Source organism: Empedobacter falsenii (assembly GCF_013488205.1).
GTDB lineage: Bacteria > Bacteroidota > Bacteroidia > Flavobacteriales > Weeksellaceae > Empedobacter > Empedobacter falsenii_C.
The window spans coordinates 550,883-573,580 of record NZ_CP040908.1 but is presented as its reverse complement, the minus strand read 5'-3'; the positions used below and the strand labels follow the sequence as shown (position 1 = coordinate 573,580).

General features: G+C 32.2%; 22 protein-coding genes. 7 read left to right on the top strand and 15 right to left on the bottom strand.

Annotated elements, in window-relative coordinates; translation table 11 throughout:
* The first annotated feature begins 8 nt into the window (after nt 1-8).
* Nucleotides 9-443 (top strand): META domain-containing protein, encoded by a 435-nt coding sequence (locus FH779_RS02760; protein WP_180905968.1) that lies wholly within the window; start codon nt 9-11, stop codon nt 441-443.
* A gap of 58 nt (nt 444-501) precedes the next feature.
* On the opposite strand, the gene FH779_RS02755 is transcribed toward FH779_RS02760, so the two are convergent.
* From FH779_RS02755 to FH779_RS02730, 6 genes are all read right to left on the bottom strand, one after another.
* The gene (locus FH779_RS02755; protein WP_180905967.1) at nt 502-1,896 is read right to left on the bottom strand and encodes an AAA family ATPase; all 1,395 of its coding nucleotides are present in this window, start codon (nt 1,894-1,896) and stop codon (nt 502-504) included.
* Nucleotides 1,897-2,015: 119 nt separating this feature from the next.
* Nucleotides 2,016-2,522, bottom strand: coding sequence for a hypothetical protein (locus FH779_RS02750; protein WP_114999127.1), 507 nt, complete (start codon nt 2,520-2,522; stop codon nt 2,016-2,018).
* Nucleotides 2,522-3,820, bottom strand: a complete 1,299-nt coding sequence (locus FH779_RS02745) for a cation:proton antiporter (RefSeq protein WP_180905966.1) — start codon at nt 3,818-3,820, stop codon at nt 2,522-2,524. Before FH779_RS02745 ends, FH779_RS02750 begins: the two co-directional genes overlap by 1 nt.
* A gap of 88 nt (nt 3,821-3,908) precedes the next feature.
* On the bottom strand, nt 3,909-4,751 hold the full coding sequence (locus tag FH779_RS02740; RefSeq protein WP_038336837.1) for an OmpA/MotB family protein: 843 nt from the start codon (nt 4,749-4,751) through the stop codon (nt 3,909-3,911).
* Between the two features lie 149 nt (nt 4,752-4,900).
* Nucleotides 4,901-5,356 carry a peptidoglycan-binding protein LysM gene (gene lysM / locus FH779_RS02735; protein ID WP_038336838.1) on the bottom strand — a complete coding sequence of 152 codons (456 nt, stop codon included), beginning with the start codon at nt 5,354-5,356 and terminating at the stop codon, nt 4,901-4,903.
* 63 nt (nt 5,357-5,419) lie between these two features.
* On the bottom strand, nt 5,420-6,256 hold the full coding sequence (locus FH779_RS02730) for a hypothetical protein (protein WP_180905965.1): 837 nt from the start codon (nt 6,254-6,256) through the stop codon (nt 5,420-5,422).
* Nucleotides 6,257-6,381: 125 nt separating this feature from the next.
* Here FH779_RS02730 and FH779_RS02725 point away from each other — a divergent pair, with 125 nt between their 5' ends.
* Entirely contained in the window at nt 6,382-7,422 is a 1,041-nt protein-coding gene (locus tag FH779_RS02725; RefSeq protein WP_180905964.1) for an asparaginase, read from the top strand.
* Nucleotides 7,423-7,484: 62 nt separating this feature from the next.
* Here the strand turns inward: FH779_RS02725 and mdtD are convergent, their stop codons facing one another.
* Nucleotides 7,485-8,888, bottom strand: coding sequence for a multidrug transporter subunit MdtD (mdtD, locus tag FH779_RS02720; RefSeq protein ID WP_038336841.1), 1,404 nt, complete (start codon nt 8,886-8,888; stop codon nt 7,485-7,487).
* A gap of 73 nt (nt 8,889-8,961) precedes the next feature.
* Between mdtD and FH779_RS02715 the strand changes: the two genes are divergently transcribed.
* The 5 genes from FH779_RS02715 to FH779_RS02695 all read left to right on the top strand — a co-directional run bounded on the left by FH779_RS02715 (nt 8,962) and on the right by FH779_RS02695 (nt 13,112).
* Nucleotides 8,962-9,618, top strand: coding sequence for a TatD family hydrolase (locus tag FH779_RS02715; protein WP_180905963.1), 657 nt, complete (start codon nt 8,962-8,964; stop codon nt 9,616-9,618).
* Between the two features lie 15 nt (nt 9,619-9,633).
* Nucleotides 9,634-10,356, top strand: a complete 723-nt coding sequence (locus tag FH779_RS02710) for a tRNA threonylcarbamoyladenosine dehydratase (RefSeq protein ID WP_038336843.1) — start codon at nt 9,634-9,636, stop codon at nt 10,354-10,356.
* 60 nt (nt 10,357-10,416) lie between these two features.
* Nucleotides 10,417-11,124, top strand: coding sequence for a hypothetical protein (locus FH779_RS02705; RefSeq protein WP_038336844.1), 708 nt, complete (start codon nt 10,417-10,419; stop codon nt 11,122-11,124).
* Nucleotides 11,125-11,220: 96 nt separating this feature from the next.
* Entirely contained in the window at nt 11,221-11,841 is a 621-nt protein-coding gene (locus tag FH779_RS02700; protein WP_038336845.1) for a hypothetical protein, read from the top strand.
* 236 nt (nt 11,842-12,077) lie between these two features.
* Nucleotides 12,078-13,112 carry a DUF3667 domain-containing protein gene (locus FH779_RS02695; protein WP_180905962.1) on the top strand — a complete coding sequence of 345 codons (1,035 nt, stop codon included), beginning with the start codon at nt 12,078-12,080 and terminating at the stop codon, nt 13,110-13,112.
* Between the two features lie 190 nt (nt 13,113-13,302).
* Here the strand turns inward: FH779_RS02695 and carB are convergent, their stop codons facing one another.
* The 8 genes from carB to FH779_RS02655 form a co-directional block, all read right to left on the bottom strand.
* Complete coding sequence (gene carB, locus FH779_RS02690; RefSeq protein ID WP_180905961.1) at nt 13,303-16,533, bottom strand: carbamoyl-phosphate synthase (glutamine-hydrolyzing) large subunit; 3,231 nt, start codon at nt 16,531-16,533, stop codon at nt 13,303-13,305.
* Nucleotides 16,534-16,544: 11 nt separating this feature from the next.
* On the bottom strand, nt 16,545-17,633 hold the full coding sequence (gene carA, locus FH779_RS02685) for a glutamine-hydrolyzing carbamoyl-phosphate synthase small subunit (protein WP_114999100.1): 1,089 nt from the start codon (nt 17,631-17,633) through the stop codon (nt 16,545-16,547).
* The gene (locus FH779_RS02680; protein ID WP_180905960.1) at nt 17,626-18,762 is read right to left on the bottom strand and encodes an aspartate aminotransferase family protein; all 1,137 of its coding nucleotides are present in this window, start codon (nt 18,760-18,762) and stop codon (nt 17,626-17,628) included. The genes carA and FH779_RS02680 overlap by 8 nt, the downstream gene beginning before the upstream one ends.
* 32 nt (nt 18,763-18,794) lie before the next feature.
* Nucleotides 18,795-19,151, bottom strand: a complete 357-nt coding sequence (locus tag FH779_RS02675; RefSeq protein WP_180905959.1) for a four helix bundle protein — start codon at nt 19,149-19,151, stop codon at nt 18,795-18,797.
* Between the two features lie 36 nt (nt 19,152-19,187).
* Nucleotides 19,188-20,174: an N-acetyl-gamma-glutamyl-phosphate reductase gene (gene argC, locus FH779_RS02670; protein ID WP_180905958.1), complete on the bottom strand. Its 987-nt coding sequence runs from the start codon at nt 20,172-20,174 to the stop codon at nt 19,188-19,190.
* 94 nt (nt 20,175-20,268) lie between these two features.
* Nucleotides 20,269-21,450 (bottom strand): argininosuccinate synthase, encoded by a 1,182-nt coding sequence (argG, locus tag FH779_RS02665; protein WP_180905957.1) that lies wholly within the window; start codon nt 21,448-21,450, stop codon nt 20,269-20,271.
* Nucleotides 21,451-21,457: 7 nt separating this feature from the next.
* On the bottom strand, nt 21,458-21,910 hold the full coding sequence (locus FH779_RS02660; RefSeq protein WP_180905956.1) for an arginine repressor: 453 nt from the start codon (nt 21,908-21,910) through the stop codon (nt 21,458-21,460).
* Nucleotides 21,911-21,980: 70 nt separating this feature from the next.
* Complete coding sequence (locus FH779_RS02655) at nt 21,981-22,559, bottom strand: GNAT family N-acetyltransferase (RefSeq protein ID WP_180905955.1); 579 nt, start codon at nt 22,557-22,559, stop codon at nt 21,981-21,983.
* Nucleotides 22,560-22,698 lie beyond the last annotated feature (139 nt).

Here is a 22,698-nt window from a genome sequence, read left to right as displayed (position 1 = left end):
TCCGAAAAATGAAAAAGATTGTAACTTTATTTTCAGCAACTATTTTGATGAGTTTTATAGCAACTTCTTGTTCTACAAGCGCAAGTACTGCTAAAATTAAACCTAAATCGGAAGTTTCGATTTCAAATCAAAATTGGTATTTGATCAACGATAACAACGTAGTAAAAGGTTTGTACGATAAGGACGTAATGTTGATTATTGACGAAGCGAATTCGACTGTAAGTGGTTTTGCGGGTTGCAACAATTTCAATGCTGATTTTACAAAAGTTAGCGGCGTAACAAGCTTTGTTAATTTTTCTGAAACTAAAATGGCTTGTCCTAATTTGCAAGAAGAAAAAGCATTTTTATCGATGTTGAAAAGTGTAAATCGTTACGAAGTTTCTGGAAAAGAATTACATCTTTACAAAGGAAATATCTTATTATTAACATTTAAAACTTTGTAAGTTTTAATCATTTTATAAAATCAAAAAAGCGCTCTACGAGCGCTTTTTTGATTTTATATTATTTATTTTGAACTTCTTTAGTTTCTTCAACTGCTGGTTGAGCTGTAGGAGAAATTGCTTCATCACTTTGCTTGAAACCAATTTTAGTAATCGGAATTTCTTTTGATGATAAATAAAACTCTAAATCAGCATTTAATTCGATCAGACGATGTGGAAAATCTTGACCAACATTTTGCTTGGCTTCTGTTAAGAAAATTGCACAATGTTTTAAATAATCAGGCGTTAATTTCGATTTTGCTTCTTGGAATGCCGAAAACAATACCTTTTCTGTCATCACAATATTTTTCGTTTCATCTTTTCTATACAACGCGTACAAACGTTTTTTAAGCGATTGTGTAAAATCAATCATCATTGTGTTTGAAAAAAGTCTCATTTCAGCCGCATAAGGCGTCCAGAAATCTTTGTTCAATGCATTTTGATTTTTCAAAATTGATAATAACGGAGAATCTTGTGCCAGATTTGCGGTCATGTGGTGTAAAAGTAATTGTTTGCGCTCGTCAAAAGTTGGAGGAAAAATAGGAATATGTAAATCAAAACGACCAGGCGCAACGATTTCATCATTCAAATTTGCCAAAGATTCAACAGCTCCAACAATCAAAAGTTCTTTCGTGTCATTTTTCTGAATATGTCTAAGAACGGAATAAAACAAATCGACCATTTCTGGATAAATGGTATTTACAGAAGTAGAATGTAGTATTTCGTCGAACGAATCAATAAACAATAATGTTTTGGGTTGATTCATCTTTTTTGAAAGAAAATCGGAGAATTTATTCTTTTTGTTATCAAAATTCCCAACTAAATAATCATTGAAAATATGTACAAATTCATAACCAATCATATCCGCTATTTTCTTTGCCCAATATATTTTTCCACTACCTGGAGGTCCATACAAAATCAATCCCGCAGGTTTTGAGATTCCCCAACTTTCTATTTGATCTTTGCTTATAAATGGATCTAACATATCAGTCATATAAAAATACAAATCAGTATAACCGACTAAGCTTTTACCAGAAAAATCTTCGCATTGCGGAAATGCTTTTTCTATAAACGGATATTTTCCCCCAATGTAAGAATGAATCAAATAACTTGACACACCCGTTTTCATCTGCTTTGCAACCTCAGCAGGAATTCCATTTGTTACAAAAAAATGAAGCACTTCTTCTTCTTTCGCTCCAATTGTTTTAGCGATTTCTTCTATTGTTTTTTCTTTGGAATAATCTTCTGCATATTTTTTTAAGAAGTCTTTATTCTCTTCCGAAAATGCTATAAATTGTTGTGTTACATTAAAATTTTCGTCAATACAAAAACTCAAATCAATATTAAAATCATTGATAAAATTCTGTAAACTTCCTAAAGATATTTCGAGTTGATTAGATAAATCTTTTAATTTCATTCTGTTGGCTTGTTCTAATTTCTATTAAAAATAAAGATTAATTCGTGAACTAGACCATTTTAAATTCTAAACTTCTGTTAAAGCAACAAGCGCATCTATAGATGCGCTTGTTGCTTTTGCTAATATGAAATTAATTTCTTGTAAAATTCGATTAAAGCTTTCAAAGCTTCTATTTTTTCTTCAAATTCTAAATGGTAAATTGTTTCTATAACCAAATTTTCACCTTCAATTTTACTTGATATTTTAGGTTCGAATAAATTATCCTTTGCTATTTTTTCAAGATTAGTTTCAATCAATAAATTCTGTAAATAATGTTTAAAAGATTCATTGCTACAATCAACTTTTAGAATCTGTTTCTTTCTTAAAAATAAATTGACAAGATGATTAATATTCGTAATCGTAAAAATTGGTAACGATATTTTATCTAAGGTTACTCGAATTTTTCCTAGATTATGATTTCCTAATTCTTGTTCTACATAAATCAAACAATTTTTATAGGGAATGTCGATATAATAGTAAGACAAGTGCAACTTTGCTCCAATTGTACCATCAACCTTAGCGTCATTATTATAAAAAATTGCGTCATCATAAGATTGCGTAAATAATTTTAATTGACTTTCGAACATTACAATTTAGATGAATTAAGATAATCTTCCATTTCTTCTTTATTTGCTTCATCAGATTCGTCTTTTAAAACACGATGTGCTACTTTACCAACAGTTAAACCTTGAATAACAATTGAAAATAAAACAACGATATATGTAATCTCTAATAACAAATCTTTCCATTCCGAATTTGGCATCGAAAGAACTAATGCAATTGAAACTCCACCACGAATTCCTCCCCAAACTAAAACGATAAGCGAACCTTTGGAAAAGGTATTTTTTCTTAAAATAGTACGAGCTGGAATCACAATTGATAATGTTCGAGATAATAAGACGATAAAAATTGTGACAATTCCTAATAGAATTTGATCCATTAAATCTTCTATTAATAACAATTCGAAACCTATAAAAAGGAATAAAATAGCGTTCATTATCTCATCAATAAGCTCCCAAAATTTGTTTAAATAATCTTGAGTTGTTTTGCTCATTGCGAATCTCTTTCCATAATTTCCGATTATTAAACCTGCGATAACCATAGCTAAAGGACTCGAAACATGAAGTTCTTTTGCAATCAAAAATCCTCCCATTACAATCGACAATGTAATTAAAGCTGAAACTTTATAATCATCAATTTTTTTCATGGATCTAGAAGCTGTAAATCCTAATAATAGTCCAAGTAAAATTCCGCCTCCAGCTTCCATCAAGAATAATTTTGAAACACTTGCAAAGTCAGCATCAAAACTTGGATTAGTTGCTATTTGTAAAACTACTGCGAACATTACAACGGCTACACCATCATTAAATAGTGACTCTCCTGTAATTTTTGTCTCAATAATTTTAGGAACTTTTGCTTGTTTCAAAATTCCTAATACAACGATTGGATCAGTTGGAGAAATTAATGTTCCGAACAATAAACAATAGATATACGGAATTTGAATACCAAAATATGGCGCGATATAATATAAAATTGCTGATATAATAAATGCTGATAATACTACCGAAATTGTAGCATAAGTAGCAATTGTCCATCTCAAGTTTTTCAGATCTAAGATATTAACGTGCATTGCGCCTGCAAAAAGCAGAAAATTAAGCATTGCGCCCATCAATATTTCATTAAAGTCTAAACTATTAAAGAGTTGAAACATGTCTTTTGTAGCATCAGGAAAATAGCTATCTCCCAATAAACGGATAGCGACAGATACTAACATGGCGATAATCATAATTCCAATTGTTCCAGGTAATTTTAGGAATCGAAGGTTTGCATAAGAAAATAATGCAGCAAGAACAATTAGAACCGAAAAAGAATAATATAGTTCCATTGGTATTGATTAAAATTTGGAAAAAGTTACAAAAAAAGAGCCACTTTAAAGTGGCTCTTTCTATATTAATTTGATTTTTTTATCAAAATTAGTTTTTTGGAGCTTGCCCAATTAAATCCATAAATTGATCTAACTTAGGTAAGATAATAATTTGTGTACGACGGTTTTTAGATTTTCCTTCCGCAGTAGCATTTGTAGTTAATGGATTAAATTCTCCACGTCCACCAGCTGTTAAACGTTTACCATCAACACCGTATTGGTTTTGTAACGCTTGTACAACAGAAGATGCACGTAAAGCAGATAAATCCCAGTTGTTACGGATGTTTGGTTTAGAAATTGGCACATTATCTGTGTTACCTTCAATCAATACATCGTAATCTTTATAGTCGTTGATGATTTTCGCAATTTTACTTAAAGTTTCTCCTGCAGCAGGCGAAATTTCGTAACTACCAGATTTGTACAACATGTTATCAGCTAACGAAATGTAAACAACACCTTTTAAAACTTTAACATCAACATCTTTTGCTTCGTTGCTAGATAAAGAACGTGTTAGGTTGTTTGTTAAAACCATGTTCAAACTATCCGATTTGCTTTTCGCATCGATCAAATGTTTGATGTATTTGTTAGACTGATTGATTTCGTTCACTAATTCAGAAACATTTTTAGAACCACCATTAATACAATTTTTCAATTGCTCTTGTAATTGTTTAATTTGATTTCTTTCACTCTGAACTGTGTTTTCGTACTGACCTTGGTTAGATTCAAAATTAGCTAATTTAGCTTTCGCTACAGCCAATTCTGTTTGACATCCTTGGTTCTCAGAGTAAGCAGAATTGAATTTATTTTGTAATTCATCATACTTCTTCTGACTCACACAACTAAATAAAGTTGAAGCAGCGATAACCGCTACTGGCAAAATTGAAACTTTCATAATTATTTTTTTTATTTCAGTTATACGAATATATGTTATTATTTTTTATTGCGAGTATATATTCTGCAAAAACCATGCTGTAAAAATATAAAACTCCTACAATCATTTGGTTGTAGGAGTTTTAACCTTAATATTTTATTTCTATTGTATTAATCCTGAGGAATATATAAAACCTGACCTGGATAAATCTTATCTTCGTGTTTTAACATTGGTTTGTTTGCTTCGAAAATTTTTGGATACTGCATTGGATCTCCATAAACTTCTTTTGCAATTTTAGATAAAGAATCTCCACTTTTCACAGTATACATTGTCTTAGATAAGTCTGGAATTTCGATTTTTAAAGGTGTTTTCAATGTTAATTGATCTTCTACTCCTTCCACTCCATCAATGTTACCTGCTGTTGCTAAAATTTTTTGTTTCTCGTTGATGTCCAACGCTTGTCCAGCTACCACAATTTTATCTCCATCAGCAGAAAAAGTTACTCCTGACAAATCAAATCCTTGTTTTGCAACTTGTTCTTGTACTTTAGCTGCTTTTTCTTCTGGTGTTTCTGCACCTCCGAAGACTTTTTCTCCGGCATTTTTGATAAATGAAAATAATCCCATAACGAGTTGATTTTAATAATATTTATTTGTTGATATTTAGTAAATATATAATTTCTCTAACAATTATCGTGCAATTGATGAATATTTCTTTTTTAAATTTTCTGTAATCGAGCGTTGTTGCTGAATTTGACTTGTTAATTGATTAATTTTTGCGTCTAAACCTTTATCGTTCTCTTCAGCAGTTTGTATTTTTCCGCTCAATGTTACTACTTGATCTTCTATCGATCGCAAAGAATTTTCTGTTTTTATCTTTTTCTTCATCAAGCCATCAGTTACTTTATCATTTGATTCTCTTTCCAATTGATTCACCACCAAATCCAATTTATCACCCAAAGCTTGCTTTTTACTTTCTAATTTCAATAAGGTGTTATTATCTTTTAGATATGATTTGATTGAGTTTCCTTTTTTCAATTGTGCATCAGCGTTATCTTTTGTCAATCGAATCATATTTTCGTTCGCTAACCTCAACTCATTTCGTACACAACCTTGTTTCGTTTTAGTCGCTAAATCTTGCAATTGCGCATAAATTTTATCAAACTCTGCCGAATTACTATTAAACGTCATTCCATTTTGATCAGTTAATGTATTAATCACGGTCGTTTTTCCGTTTTCTTCATCAACCAAACTAATCACAGATTTATACACATCTTGCGAATTTTTGAACTTGATATTACTCGCTTCATGTCTTTTCAAAAAAGCAGAAGAACCTTCTTTGTTCGTTACCCAATTTTCCCACGATTTCACAATCAAATTCTGCGCACAATTATCCGTAGAAAAAGCAAAAGATTTCAGTTCTTGTCCGTTCATTTCGTACTCAACTTCAAACAATCCTTCATCAGATTGTGCATTAACATAAGCTGATGTTAACAAAGTTGTAATGGCTAAAAGTAATAGTTTCATCAAGTTGATAGTTTAAATTTATGTTCACAATTATTTATCCAATTTACAAAATATCGGAGTTTAAGAAAAGATGTTGTACAGATTTTTTATAATGGTTAATTTTAACCAGAAATTAATCAAACCGCATGCAAACAAAAATTTTATTAATTTACACAGGAGGAACAATTGGAATGGCGAAAGATTATGGTGACCAATCCTTGAAACCTTTCAATTTTGATAATTTGTTGAAACAAATTCCGGAATTGGGTCTGTTAGATTGTTCTTTCGATTATCATAGTTTCGATACGCCTATAGATTCGTCTGATATGAAACCTAAATATTGGATAGAAATTGCCGAAACCATTCAACAAAACTACGAAAACTATGATGGTTTTGTTGTTTTGCACGGAACAGATACAATGGCGTATACAGCTTCTGCAATGAGTTTTATGATTGATAACCTCGAGAAACCTGTCATTTTCACTGGTTCGCAATTACCAATTGGAGATTTGCGCACAGATGCGAAAGAAAACTTAATTACTTCGATTCAATTGGCTTCGTTACGTAAAAATGACAAACCAATTATCAAGGAAGTTTGTGTGTATTTTGAATATAAATTGTTTCGTGCGAATAGAACAACTAAGATTAATGCAGAAAACTTTGATGCTTTCGAGTCGCCGAATTATCCAGTAATTGGAGTTTCCGGTGTTCATCTGGAAGTGAAAGAAGATTTATTGTTAAAAAATGTTGTTACGGATAAACTTTCGATCAACAAAAATCTAAATGCTGATGTTGGTGTCTTGAAGATTTTCCCTGGAATGAATCGTTCTTTTATCGAAAGTGTTTTAAACGCTCCGAACATGAAAGCTTTTATTATTGAGGCTTTCGGAACAGGAAATATTTTTACCGATAGTTGGTTTATTGAATTGCTGGAAGAAGTAACGAATAAAGGAGTTCATCTTATCATCAACACGCAATGTGCTGGCGGAATGGTAGAACTTGGACGTTATGCTACAAGTGATGCGTTACTAAATATGGGCGCAATTTCGAGTTATGATTTGACAATGGAAGCTGCAATTACCAAAGCCATTTATTTATTAGGTCAAAACCTTTCGAAAGAAGAATTCAAAACGCAATACGAAGCAAACTTGAAAGGTGAACTTCGCCATCATTTTTACAATGATTAAATCAAAATAATATAAAACGAAAAAAATCTCTACTTGGTAGAGATTTTTTTATGTTCTAAATTTTATTTCTTCCCCGACATTGAAGCGCCATCAGATTCTCTTAATTTGAAAAAGATGTAAGTTGATAAAATAGTCATCACGCCCATCGTCAAAAATGAATAACGAAAAGCTTGTACTTCCACTCCATTTACAAATCCTGCTTGTCTAAAAACACCTAAAATTAATGCAGCTACAGAAATTCCAAATGTTAGTGATAATTGTTGTGTAACCGATAATAAACTATTCCCTTCGCTGGATGTATTTTCGTCCAAATCTGCTAAAGACAAGGTATTCATCGCCGTAAATTGAATTGAACTAAAAAATCCATTCAAAACCATTAACGGAATGATATAATAAATTGGTGATTTCGATTCTAAAAAGAAAAACATACAAATGATTAACCCTAAAGTTATTGTATTGGAAATCAACGTATTTCGATAACCAAATTTATTCACAATTGGCACAACAAACGATTTTGCAATAATGTTACTTGTTGCAGATGGAATCATAATTAATCCCGCTACAGTAGCCGAATATCCATAACCAACTTGCAATAAAAGCGGAATAAGAAAAGGTATTCCTCCAATTCCTAATCGTGTAATAAGATTTCCTATAATACCAATTCGCAAAGTTCTAATGTTAAACAAATTCAAATCGATTAAAGGATGTTGTTTATGTTTTGCATGATAAATATACAAACCAATCAAAAAGGCAGAAACTACAGTCAATGCCAATACAGTTTGCAGGCCAATCACACGAGAAGATGTCAATTCCATAATCAATGTTAAGACAGTAACTCCTCCACTAAAAAGAATCAAACCTCTGATATCAAATTTAAAAACTGGATGTTTAAAATCGGGGATCGCAAAAGTTGTCATCCAAAGTGCAATAATTCCGAATGGAATATTCACGATGAAAATCCAATGCCATGATAAAGTTTCAACCAAAATACCTCCAATTGTTGGTCCTAAAAGTGGTCCTATTAACCCTGGTATGGTGATAAAATTAATTACTTTTAATAATTCACTTTTTGGATAAGCATATAAAATTGCTAAACGTACAACAGGAACCATCATCGATCCTCCAATCGCTTGTATAACGCGTGAAATGACTAAAAAAGGTAAAGTTGTGGCAAATGCGCAAAGTGTGGATCCAAGTGTAAAAATCAGTATAGCAGATTGAAAAACTTTTTTCGTTCCGTATTTATCCGAAAGCCAACCACTCAAAGGAATTAACAAAGCGATTGTTAACGTATACGCAACAATAATCGACTGAATTTCTAAAGGCGATTTTCCTAATTCTTTTGCAATTGTAGGTAAAGATGTATTTAAAATTGTAGCGTCCAAAGCTTGCATAAAAATTGCCATCGCACCAAGCCATGGCAAAAACTTCAACATTTTTGGACTTAAAATATGATCTGAATTCATTCAAATTCCTATAGCAAATTCTATTCCTATTTTAACATTTCGAAAAATCATTGAAAAAGATTAAATTTGAACTATGTTTCTCAACGCGCATACACATCATTTATCCGATCAAACAGATGTTTTGGAACTGTATAATCAGTTTCCAAATGAGTTGAATAATGAAGCTAAATTATTTTCAATTGGGATTCATCCAGCTTACATCAAAACCTCATCAATAAAGGAAGAAATCGAAATTATTAATCAAACTATTTCGAATAAAAACTGTTTAGCAATCGGTGAAATTGGATTAGATAAATTGTGCGAAACAGATTTTGAATTACAAATCAACGTTTTTAAAAAACAGTTAGAAATTGCGATGCAATATCAACTTCCAGTCATTATACATTCGGTTCGTGCTTATCAAGAAATTTTACAGATTCGAAAACAAATGAAATTGACGATTCCGTTTATTTTTCATGGTTTCAATAAGAATGAACAGTTACTCAATCAAATTATTGCGCAAAATTGTTTTGCATCTTTTGGTAAAAATCTTCTATCAAACAAAAACTTACAAATTATATTTGCAAATCTTTCTGCGAATCAATTCTTTTTGGAGAATGATGCAAGCGAAATTTCTATTGAAGAAATTTATACTTTTGCAGCGGATTTGAGAAAAATTACAATCGAAGAATTACAACTTCAACAAGCAGAAAATTGGAAAGCAGTTTTCGGTTACGAAGTTCAATCATAATTAAAATACATTTCAATGGCAGTTTGGCAAGAAAGAGCTGAATTATTATTCAAAGAAGAAGGTTTAGAAATCCTAAAAAATTCGAACATTTTAGTTGTTGGTTTAGGTGGAGTTGGCTCTTTTGCCGCAGAATTTATCGCACGCGCAGGAGTTGGAAAAATGACAATTGTTGATGGTGATACTGTTGATATTACAAATATTAATCGACAATTACCCGCTTTACACTCAACTGTTGGAATGAACAAAGTAGACATCGTTGGCGATCGTTTAATGGACATTAATCCTGAATTAGAATTAACGCGTATCAACGAATTTTTGAGTCCAGAACGTACACACGAAATCGTCACACCAGATTTTGATTATGTGTTAGATTGCATCGATTCTGTTACACCAAAAATTAATTTGATTTTAGCTGCAAAACGCAAAAAAATTAAAGTAATCAGCAATATGGGCGCTGGAGGAAAATATTTGGCAAGCAAAGTACAAGTGCGTGATATTAGTAAAACAGATGTTTGTCCTTTGGCAAAAAATGTTAGAAAACGATTAAAAAAAGAAGGAATTAATAAAGGTGTAAAAGCTGTTTTTTCGACAGAAGTTCCTGATGAATCTTCGGTTAAATTAACGGATGGAAAAAATTATAAAAAATCGTTTTACGGAACTAATTCGTGGATGCCTGGTTTATTCGGGTTGCATGCGGCAGAAACGGTGATTCGACATTTATTAAAAAAAGATAAATAATTAAGTACTTTCTTAAAGATTTAATTAATTTAGTTGCGAATTAACAAAGAGACGAAAAAAATGAAAATCAATTACGATTATATCACATACGAGGATGTTTTGAGAGCGCGTCAATTTATGTACGAGCAAGCGTTGGAACAGAATGCGACTAATTCGTTGTTGAACACTGCGAGAGATTTATTTGGAAACAGCAATTTCGAGATGTGTATCAAAATTTGTGAAGGTTTATTGGATGCAAAAGACCCAAAACAAATGTACGATGCTAAGAAATTAATTGCTTTATCATATTATAGTTTACAAGATTTTGAGAATGCGGATAATGCATTTTTCGATATCGCTCAAAACTCTGATAATTCAGACGATTGGTTTAATGTTGTCATTTCTGCAGCTTTAAATAAAAATATCGAACGTAGTAAAGAATCTTTTGGAATTGCATTAGAAAAATACACGAAATTTGGTCATCAACGTAATATGCCTTCAGTACAATTGATGTTGCATTACATGATTACGTTAGAAACTGTAAAAGAATACGTTTTGGCTTTGGAACAATGTAGAATGTTGGTACAAGTTTACGCTAAATTGAAAAAAACAGACGAAAAATTCTTAAGTTCTCGTGGTTTAGAACAAATCGAAAACTTTTTGGAAACTGCAAAACCAGTTTTGAAAAAAGCGAAAAAGAAAGAATTAACTGAAATCAAAAAAGAATTGGTTGAAGCTTTAGATGCAAACGGCGTAGAAAAAGTAGAAGCTTTTTTCGCTGAGTTTTAAGCTAACTATTTTTACAAGAAATAAAAAAATCCACTTCTGTTGAAGTGGATTTTTTGTTTGGATAAATATTGTAAATTAGAGGAAACACTGATTTGAATGAAATACTTTTTTACTTTCATATTTTTAATCTCAACTTTTACGTTTGGTTGTAGTTGTGGAGAATTTCCATCTGTTAAAAATTCATTTGATGAATTTGATGAAATTATAATAGGAAAAGTCATTAAAATTGATACAACTCTTTATGATTATTCTTCAAATCCTGTTTTTGCTTATACATTTGAAATCGAGAAAAATTTCAAAAAAAATATAGATATTACAAATAAAAAACAAAAATATTATACAACTATTTACACACCTGCCTCATCAATGTTTGGAGGTTGCGGAAGTAACTTCGAATTAAATGAAACCTATTTAATTTATGGATTTATCACAGATTTTAGCATCTATACAAATATTTGTACAAGAACTTCTGATTTAAAATTTGTTGAACAATCTGAATTAGAAGAATTAGAAAAACTTAGTAAAGAATATCTGAAAAAAAACACTCTTAATATTCCGCCTCCTCCAAATTCAAGTAAAGAGAATTTAATCCAAAAAGAGTTTGAATTGTATAAATTATCAGCCGAAAAAAGAAATAAATATTATTGGATAGGTTTAAGTCTTTTAGGATTTTTATTGACTATTAGTATATTTTTCAATTTTAGAAAAAGAAAATAAATTTAGATTCCTCCTTTCATCGGAATGACATTTACTCAATTGTCATTTAGAACGAAGCGAAGTAGAGAATCTATCTTTAGTTTATCATAAAATGATGTGATCCTAAAACAAGTTCAGGATGACTTAGAAAGACAAAAAAGCTAATTTTCTTAATCTATATTTAATCAAATATTTCTTCGTGATTATTTCAAAATAAATAATCTTTTTATAGATTTATCATCACTAAGAATTAACACATGAGTCACGGAAAACTAAGAGAAGATCATAATTGCCAAAATTGTGGACATTACGTAGAAGAACATTATTGCACACATTGCGGACAAGAAAATGTAGAAACACGTCAACCGTTTCACTTTTTATTTACTCACTTTATCGAAGATTTTGTTCATTACGATGGAAGTTTTTGGCAAACAATCAAAAAACTATTTTTGAAACCTGGAGTTTTAACCAAAGAATATTTGAGTGGTAAACGAAATAGTTCTGTTAATCCTGTTAAAATGTACATTTTTGTCAGTTTTGTAACGTTTTTCCTTATTTCTATATTTCCTTCTCATAAAACTGAATATAATGATAGTTCCAATGAACCTATATCAATAGAAAATACTGAAAAAATTCAAAAAGCACTTAATGCTACAATAGACACTTTACAGAACAAAGGATTGACAACTGTCGAGCAAAGTGCAAAAATAAAATCTGAAGTTGAAAAAAATAAAAATGCAAACTCTTTAGAAGATTTGAACGAGGAATCTATTGAAAACTTGCAATCTAAAGTAAAAAATAACGTTCCAATATTATCTCCCTTTATTGAAAAATACCAAGAGTTGAGAAAAAGAAAGGTTTCTGATGAACAATTAGGAGAAGCTATTGTTGAGAAATCTTTGCATGTCATTCCGAAAGTTTTGTTTGTATACATGCCTTTGTTTGCTTTCTTCTTATGGATTTTTTACAACAAAAAGAAATGGTGGTATTTTGATCACGGAATTTTTACACTGCATTATTTTACGGTAATTCTTTTATCAATTTTGGTAATTTTTCTTTTGAATAAACTTTCAAATTATATTGATAGTAATGCTGTATCAGCCATAATAGCTTTAATTAATACATTGATTGTTTTATATATTATTGTTTACTTTTTCCTTGCGTTGAAAAAACTCTATAACCAAGGATTTATCATTACAACAATTAAAGGTGCTATACTTTTAGGAATTAATACGTTTATTTTCTCAATAATTGTTATTGGAATTATTGTGTATTCATTTCTTCATGTTTAATCAAGATTATTAGGCAATCACGTATGATGTGTTCCTGAAACAAGTTCAGGATGACTTAAATTGAACTCGTTTCAGCTTCGCATTAAATTTAGATTCCTTCTTTTGTCGGAATGACAAATTCAAAAAAATAACATAAAAAAAGCCTCGCAAATGCGAGGCTTTCTAACTTCTAATATCTAGATTCTAATTTCTATTTATTACGGTATTCATTCCAAGTTTTGATTTTTAAATCATCCATCGATAATTTTGTAAATGCATTAATGAAAGCCGAAGCTAAACGTGCATTTGTTACCAACGGAATATTGAAATCTACAGCTGTACGACGAATTTGATAATCGTTGTCTAATTCCGCTTTTGTTAAGTTTTTCGGAATGTTGATCACCATATCAATTTTCTTGTCATGTAAATAAGACATTACATTTGGCTCTTTTTTATCAGAAGGCCAGTAAACAAGCGTAGAATACACATCATTTTCTGTAAAAAATTTGTGCGTTCCTTCTGTTGCATAAATTTTGTAACCTTTTGCGATTAATTGTTTCGCAGGCTCTAATAAAGCAACTTTAGAAGCAATTGGTCCACCAGAAATTAAAACGGTTTTCTCAGGAATTTCATATCCAACAGATAACATTGATTTTAATAAAGCTTCTTCTGCTGTATCACCGATACACCCTACTTCTCCTGTCGAAGACATGTCAACTGATAAAACTGGGTCAGCTCCTGCTAAACGTGTAAATGAGAACTGAGAAGCTTTCACTCCTACATAATCTAAATCGTAAACGACTTCTGAATGTCCTTTTTCTACTTCTAATCCTAATAAAACTTTTGTTGCTTTTTCGATTAAATTATTTCCTGCAACTTTCGATACGAATGGAAACGAACGAGAAGCACGAATATTAGTTTCGATAACACGAACTGTATTATTTTTTGATAAAAACTGAATGTTCATTGGTCCAGAAATTTCGAAACGTTTTGCAATTTTCGCTGCAACTTTACGCATTTGACGAATTGTTTCGATGTACACTTTTTGTGGTGGATAATACATTGTTGCATCTCCTGAGTGAACTCCCGCAAATTCTACGTGTTCAGAAACTGCGTAATCTACAATTTCTCCATTTTGACAAACTGCATCCAACTCAATTTCTTTTGCTCCTTGTACGAATTCAGAAACTACAACTGGATAATCTGGAGAAACTTCTTTCGCTAATTTTAAGAAAGCATCTAATTCTTCTTTATTTGAAACTACGTTCATTGCAGCTCCAGATAAGACATAAGAAGGACGAATTAATACTGGGAAATTTACTTCTTCTACGAAGTTATGAATCGCTTCTAAAGAAGATAACTCTTTCCAACGTGGTTGGTCGATTCCTAATTCGTCTAAGATTTCAGAGAATTTGTGACGATTTTCTGCATCATCAATTCTTAAAGGAGAAGTTCCTAAAATATTAATTGATTGATCGTACAATTTCATCGCTAAGTTATTTGGAATTTGACCTCCTGTCGAAATAATTGTTCCTTCAGGTTGTTCAAAATCTAAAATATCCATTACACGTTCAAAAGACAATTCTTCGAAGTATAAACGATCTGACTCATCATAATCTGTCGAAACCGTTTCTGGATTATAGTTGATGATAATTGTTTTGTAACCATTTTTTGATGCTGTATGCGCTGCATTTACAGAACACCAGTCAAACTCTACAGACGAACCAATACGATAAACTCCAGATCCTAAAATACAAACTGCTTTCTCAGTTTCTGGCTCCAAATCATTTTCAGTTCCGTGATAGGTTACATATAAATAATTTGTTTGTGCTGGGAATTCTGCTGCTAACGTATCAATTTGTTTTACAACAGGTTTAATTCCGAAGTTTTTACGTAATTCACGAACTGTTAATTCGTTTCTGTGTACGTTTTGATCTCCTTTTACTAAAACTGCAATTTGTTGATCCGAGAATCCTAATAATTTTGCACGTTTTACTAAATCTGCTTCAACTTGTTCAAATCTTTCTAACGCTTCAAATTCTTTTGATACATTAAAAATTCTTTCTAAACGTTGTAAAAACCATAAATCGATTTTTGTTAAATCATGAATTTTTTCAATCGAATATCCCGCTTTGAAAGCTTCAGTAATCGCATATAAACGCTCGTCATTTGGCTCAGCTAACCAAGTATCCAACGATTCTCCTTCTGGAATTTTGAATCCATTTGCTACGAAACCTCTGTGTCCGATGTCTAACATACGAACTCCTTTCTGAATTGCTTCCTCGAAAGAACGTCCAACTGCCATTACTTCTCCAACAGATTTCATTGCAGAACCTATGTTACGACGAACTCCGTAGAATTTATTTAAATCCCAACGAGGCAATTTCACTACACAGTAATCTAACGCAGGTTCGAACATCGCAGATGTCGTTTGCGTTACACTATTTTTCAACTCATCCAAAGAATAACCTAAAGCCAATTTAGCCGCCACGAAAGCTAAAGGATAACCTGTTGCTTTTGACGCCAAAGCTGACGAACGAGATAAACGAGCGTTCACCTCAATTACACGATATTCCTCAGAAACTGTATCGAAAGCATACTGAATGTTACACTCTCCAACTACGCCAAGGTGACGAATCGTACGGATTGCAACTTCACGTAATTTGTGATATTCTGAATTTGATAAAGTTTGAGAAGGCGCAATTACAATTGACTCTCCTGTATGAACTCCAATTGGGTCGAAGTTCTCCATGTTACAAACTGTGATACAGTTATCGTAAGAGTCACGAACTACTTCGTACTCGATCTCTTTCCAACCTTTTAATGACTCTTCCACTAAAACTTGAGAAGAATAATTGAATGCTTTTTCAACTAAATCTAATAATTCTTCTTCGTTATTTGCAAAACCAGAACCTAAACCTCCTAAAGCGTATGCTGCACGGATGATTAATGGAAAACCAATTCGTTTACCAGCTTCCATTGCATCAGCAACAGTTTCTACTGCTTCTGAACGAGCTGTTAATACACCAATTTGGTTTAATTTTTCGATGAAAATATCACGGTCTTCCGTCGCTTCGATTACTGGAATTTGAGTTCCTAAAACCTCAACACCATATTTCTCGAAAATATTTTCTTTGTTCAACTCAACTGCACAGTTTAAGGCAGTTTGTCCACCAAAAGCAACCAAAACTCCGTCTGGTTTTTCTTTTTGAATTACTTTTTCTACAAAGTAAGGTGTTACAGGTAAGAAGTAAACTTCGTCTGCAATACCTTCAGAAGTTTGAACAGTTGCAATATTTGGATTGATTAAAACTGTTTTTATTCCTTCTTCTTTTAACGCTTTTAACGCTTGCGAACCAGAATAATCAAACTCACCAGCTTGACCAATTTTTAATGCTCCTGATCCTAATACTAATACTTTTTTAATATCTTTTTTTAACATCGTGATTCTGATTATGCGTTAGCGTTTTTATATTTTTTTACTTCTTCGATGAACTCATCAAATAAATATTCTGTATCAACTGGTCCTCCCATTGCTTCTGGGTGGAATTGAACTGTAAAAATTGGTTTTGATTCGTGACGAATTCCTTCACATGTTCCATCATTTAAGTTCGTAAAGAATGTTTTAAATCCTTCTGGTAATTTCGAATCATCTACTGCGAAACCGTGGTTTTGAGATGTAATGAAACATCTTTTTGTTCCTACTAATTGTACAGGTTGATTGTGCGAACGGTGTCCGTATTTTAATTTAAAAGTAGATGCACCAGCTGCTAAACTTACCAATTGATTTCCTAAACAAATTCCGAAAATTGGTTTATCTCCTTTCAAAGATTCTTTGATATTATTAATTGTAGGAACACATAAAGCTGGATCACCAGGTCCATTCGAGATAAATAATCCATCATATTCTAATGTTGAATAATCATAATCCCAAGGAACTCGAATTACCTCAACATCACGATTTACAAAACAACGGATGATGTTATTTTTCACTCCACAATCAATCAAAACAATTTTAATATCAGCACCTTCGTTGTAACGAATCACTTCTTTACAAGAAACTTGATCTACTAAATTATCTTCATTTGGATCATAGTATGCGACATCTGTATCAGCAACAATTTTTCCTAAAGTAGAACCTTGCTCACGTAATTTTTTTGTAATCATACGTGTATCAACACCATAAATACCAGGAATGTTTTGACTTTCTAACCAAACTCCTAATTTTTGAATAGCGTTCCAATGCGAATAATCATCAGCATAATAAGAAACAACCAATCCAGTTACTTGAATTTGGTTCGATTCCATCCAAGCTTCAATTTCATTAATCATTGCTTTATCATCTGGAACACCATAGTTTCCGATCATTGGAGCTGTCATCACCATAATCTGCCCTTTGTAAGAAGGGTCAGTCAAACTTTCATTATATCCAACCAAAGCTGTGTTGAATACTACTTCTCCTGCGGCAGAAGTATACGCACCGAAAGATTTTCCTTCGATTTCTAATCCGTCTTGGAATACTAATTTTACTGTCTTATCCATTGATGATAATGTTAATTTCAGTTTCTAAAGCTGATATGAATTTATCTATGTATTGTTTTGTTACTGTTAAAGGTGGTAATAAACGAATAACGTTTGTACCAGCGTAGCCTACAAAAATATTGTGTTTTGTAACTAAGTTATTTTTTAATTCGCCGATTGGGAAATCAAACTCGATTCCAATCATTGATCCTCGACCACGAACTTCTTTAATTTTTGGAAATTTATTTAATTGGATTCCAACATATTCTCCAATTTCTTTTGCATTTTCGATTAAGTTTTCTTGCTCAATCACATCTAAAACGGCTACCGCTGCAGCACAAGCTAAATGATTTCCTCCAAAAGTTGTTCCTAATAATCCGTAAGAAGCTTTAAATTCTGGAGAAATTAAAACACCACCGATTGGAAATCCATTCCCCATTCCTTTTGCCATCGTAATCAAATCTGCTTTGATACCAGAATGTTGATGTGCAAAGAATTTCCCTGAGCGTCCGTAACCACATTGAATTTCATCTGCGATTAAAACCACTCCGTTTTCTGTACATACTTTTCTTAATTCTTGTACAAATTCGTCAGAAGGTAAAATGATTCCTCCAACTCCTTGAATTGGTTCGTAAATTACTGCTGCAACATCTCCTCCAGCGATTACTTCTTTCACTTCATCAATGTTATATTCTACGAAAGATACTTTGTGATGAGCATTATAAGGCGCAACAATTTTTGGGTTATCTGTTAAAGCAACTGTTCCAGAAGTACGTCCGTGAAACGCATCTTTAAACGCAATTACACGATCTTTTCCTGTATGAAAAGACGCTAATTTCACTGCATTTTCGTTGGCTTCAGCTCCAGAGTTGATTAAAAATAAAGTATAATCCTCGTAACCTGATGCTTTTCCTAATTTTTCTGCCAATTCTTGCTGAATCGGGATATTTACTGAGTTTGAATAAAACCCGATATTATTAATTTGTTCTGTTAATTTCTCAACATAATATGGATGCGAGTGACCGATAGAAATCACTGCGTGACCTCCATAAAGGTCCAAATATTCTTTTCCGTTCTCGTCCCAAAGAATACAATCTTTAGCTTTAACCGGAGTTACATTCATTAATGGATATACGTCGAATAGTTTCATTTTTGTTTATGTTTTATGTATTACGTTGTAAGTTATACGTTTTTAATTTTTTGGATTAATTTGATTAACATCGCTTTAATTTGCTCAATTTTATTTTCTAAATCTTGAAAATCTTCTGCGGTGATATAGTTTAAATCCTTTGATAAGAATAATAAGTATGATGTTTCATTGGCTGATCCTAAACTAATATTTAAGAATTGCGATAACTCTTTTTGTGAAAATCTTCCACATCCTTCTGCTATGTTAGTTGGAATTGAACTTGAAGCTCTACGAAGCTGAGATATCAAACCAAATAATTCTTCTTTCGGAAAAACAGAAGTTTTTTGATAAACCACTAATGTTAATTCGTGACTTAATTCCCAAACTTTTAATTTCTTATAATCCTGCATAGAACGTACAACTTATTACTTATAACGTACAACTCTTTAAAACGCCACCGTTTTAAGATTAAGTCCTAAGTTTTCTTCCCAACCGAACATCAAATTCATGTTTTCTACGGCTTGTCCAGAAGCTCCTTTTGTTAAATTATCAATGATAGAAGTAATTAACAATACATCATCTTGTTTCTGTACGTGTAAAAAACATTTATTAGTATTTACAACTTGTTTCAGAGCAATTGGAGCATCAGAAACATGTGTAAAAGGTTCGTTTTTGTAATATTCATTGAAGATATTTTTTGCTTCTTCTTCTGATAAATCAGATTTTAAATAAACACCTGCTAAAATTCCGCGCGCAAAATCTCCTCGCATTGGTAAAAAATATACTTTGTTATTGAAATCTTTTTCTAATTGATTCAATGTTTGGTAAATTTCTCCTTCATGTTGATGCGTAAATTCTTTGTAGAAAGAAACGTTATTATTTCGCCAACTAAAGTGCGTAGAAGCAGATAAACTTTGTCCGGCACCTGTAGAACCCGTTACAGCATTGATGTGAATATCATTTTTGATTTCATTATTCACTGCCAATGGTAACAATGCTAACTGAATAGCCGTTGCAAAACAACCTGGATTTGCAATATTTTGAGCTGTTTTGATTGCTTCTCGGTCTAATTCTGGTAAACCGTAAGCAAACGTTCTATCTTCGAAAATGTGGTTCTCATTTAATCGAAAATCGTTGCTCAAATCAATAATTTTTGTGTTGGCTGAGTAAGTATTGTTTTGTAAAAACTCTGCCGATTTTCCGTGACCAAGGCATAAAAAAACGACATCAGCATTTTCGTCTATTTTATCCGAAAATACGATGTCAGTTTCTCCAAACAAATCGTCGTGCACTTTGGTAACGGGGTTGCCTGCATTTGATGTACTGTACACAGACGAAATATTAACCATCGGGTGATGTATCAATATTCTTAGCAGTTCGCCTGCTGTGTAGCCAGCACCTCCTACAATGCTTACGTTAATTTTGTTTGTCATTTGTTATGTTTTGCGCGTGTTTTTTTAAGGTATAATACCTCTACTATATTTCTAAAATAAAGTGGACTCGTTAGAATCCACTTTAAAGAATCAATTAATCGAAACTATGAACAATCTTTAATTGATTACCGAATATTTTGATGAAACCTCTTGCATCTCTACTGTCCCAAGCTTCGTTTTCTTCTCCATAAGTAGCGACTTTAGATTGCATCATATCATAAGGCGATTCGATTCCAATCATTGAGAAATGATAAGGATTTAATTGTACTTTCACTTTTCCTGTTACATGATTTTGAGAAGATTCTAAGAATGCTTCGATATCACGCATTACTGGATCCAAGTATTGTGCTTCGTGCAATAAAGTTCCGTACCAGTTTGATAACGAATCTTTGTGCAACAATTGCCATCTTGTAAGTGTATGTTTTTCTAATAAGTGGTGAGCTTTGATTAATAAATAAGCTGCTGGCGCTTCGAAACCTACACGTCCTTTGATACCTAAAATTGTATCTCCTACGTGGATGTCGCGACCAATTGCATATTCACCACCGATTTCGTTTAATTTTTGAATTAATGCTACTGGAGATAATTTTTCTCCATCTAAACCTACTGGAATACCTTTCTCAAATTCAATTTCTATAACAGATGGTTCTGTTCTTGATAATTGTGTTGGATAAGCATCTTCTGGTAACGCTTGGTTAGATGTTAATGTTTCTACTCCACCAACAGATGTTCCCCAAATTCCTCTGTTAATAGAGTATTTAGCTTTTTCCCAACTATAGTTTACACCATTTGCTTGTAAATATTCTACCTCTTGTTGACGAGATAATTTTTCGTCGCGAATTGGAGTAATAATTTTAGATTGTGGTGAGATAACTGCAAAAGCAACATCAAAACGAATTTGATCGTTTCCTGCTCCTGTAGATCCATGTACAATGTATTCTGCATCTACATCTTTTGCATACTGAGCAATTGCAATTGACTGAAACATACGTTCTGCACTTACTGATAATGGATAAGTGTTATTTTTCAAGATGTTTCCGTAGATTAAGTAGCGAACACAATCGTTGTAATATTTATCTGTAATATCGATTGTCACGTGTTTAGAAGAACCTAATTCGTAGGCACGTGCTTCGATATCTTTTAACTCTTCTGCCGAAAATCCACCAGTATTTACAATTACTGTGTGCACTTCCATTCCTTGATCTTTTGTTAAGTTAACCAAACAGTACGATGTATCTAAACCTCCACTGTAAGCTAAAACTGCTTTGTTGCTCATTGCTTGTTTATTTGTTTATATTGGGAATAATTCTTCTTAATTCATTGGTAACCTCTTCTCGGCTACTCTCTTCTTTCATTACGATTAATACTGTATCGTCTCCAGCTATTGTTCCAATTATAGTATTGAAATGTGTGTTGTCAATCTCAAAAGCAATTCTGTTTGCATAACCTGGTTTTGTTTTGATAACTCCCAAATTTTTAGAGAAAATCAAACTTGCATTTTCGTTATGTGTAACGGTTGCCGTTGGAGCAGCACTTTCTGTAAGGCGATAAATGTATTGTCCCGAACTATTAGGAACTTTTGAAACTTTCAATTCGCGTAAATCTCTCGATAAAGTTGCTTGAGTAACGGTGATATCTAAATCGATTAATTTTTTTAATAATTCGTCTTGATTACTTATTTCTTGATCTGTTATTAAATCTTTTATAATCTGGAATCTGTATTTTTTATTACTCATTTTGAATATTTATTCGAAATTTTATGCAAATATACTCATTTTAGACAAAAAAAAACCTTAGTTCGTATATTTATTCATCTTCTTTTTTTGATTGATTTGCCAATGCGCGCTTAGCGTACTCGTCATCAAGGTTATCATAAACCAATCCTGTACAAATACAACGCTCGCGATCATTTTCCATCAAGATGTGAAAGTTTTTACAACTTTTACATCCATTCCAAAATTCATCCGATTGTGTTAATTCCGAAAATGTTACTGGCTTGTATCCTAATTTTGTGTTCATACGCATTACAGCTAAAGAAGTTGTAATACTAAAGATTTTTGATTTCGGGAATTTTGTACGTGACAATTCAAAAACAGCATGTTTTATTTCGCGTCCAATTCCTGAACTCCTTAAATCTGTACGAACAATTAAACCTGAGTTTACGACGAATTTTTCTTCTTCGTACGTTTCTATGTAGCTAAACCCTGCTATTTGATCATCATCATCAAAAGCAATCACAGCATTTCCATTACGCATTTTGCGTTCAAGATAAACTGGATTTCGTTTAGCAATACCCGTTTTTCTCATACGAGCTGATTCTTCGTACCATTCGCACAACAATTCTGTGTACTTGGCATCATCTGCATTTGCTATTCTAACATACATAATTTAAGGGAAAGTCGATTAATAAAGAGGAACTGAGAAAAGATGACCTTTTGTCATCACACTTAAGTAAAATATGAGAACCAAAAGGTGTGCTTTCATTGCGAAAGCTACTCTCATAATTGAGAAGAACAATTTCAGT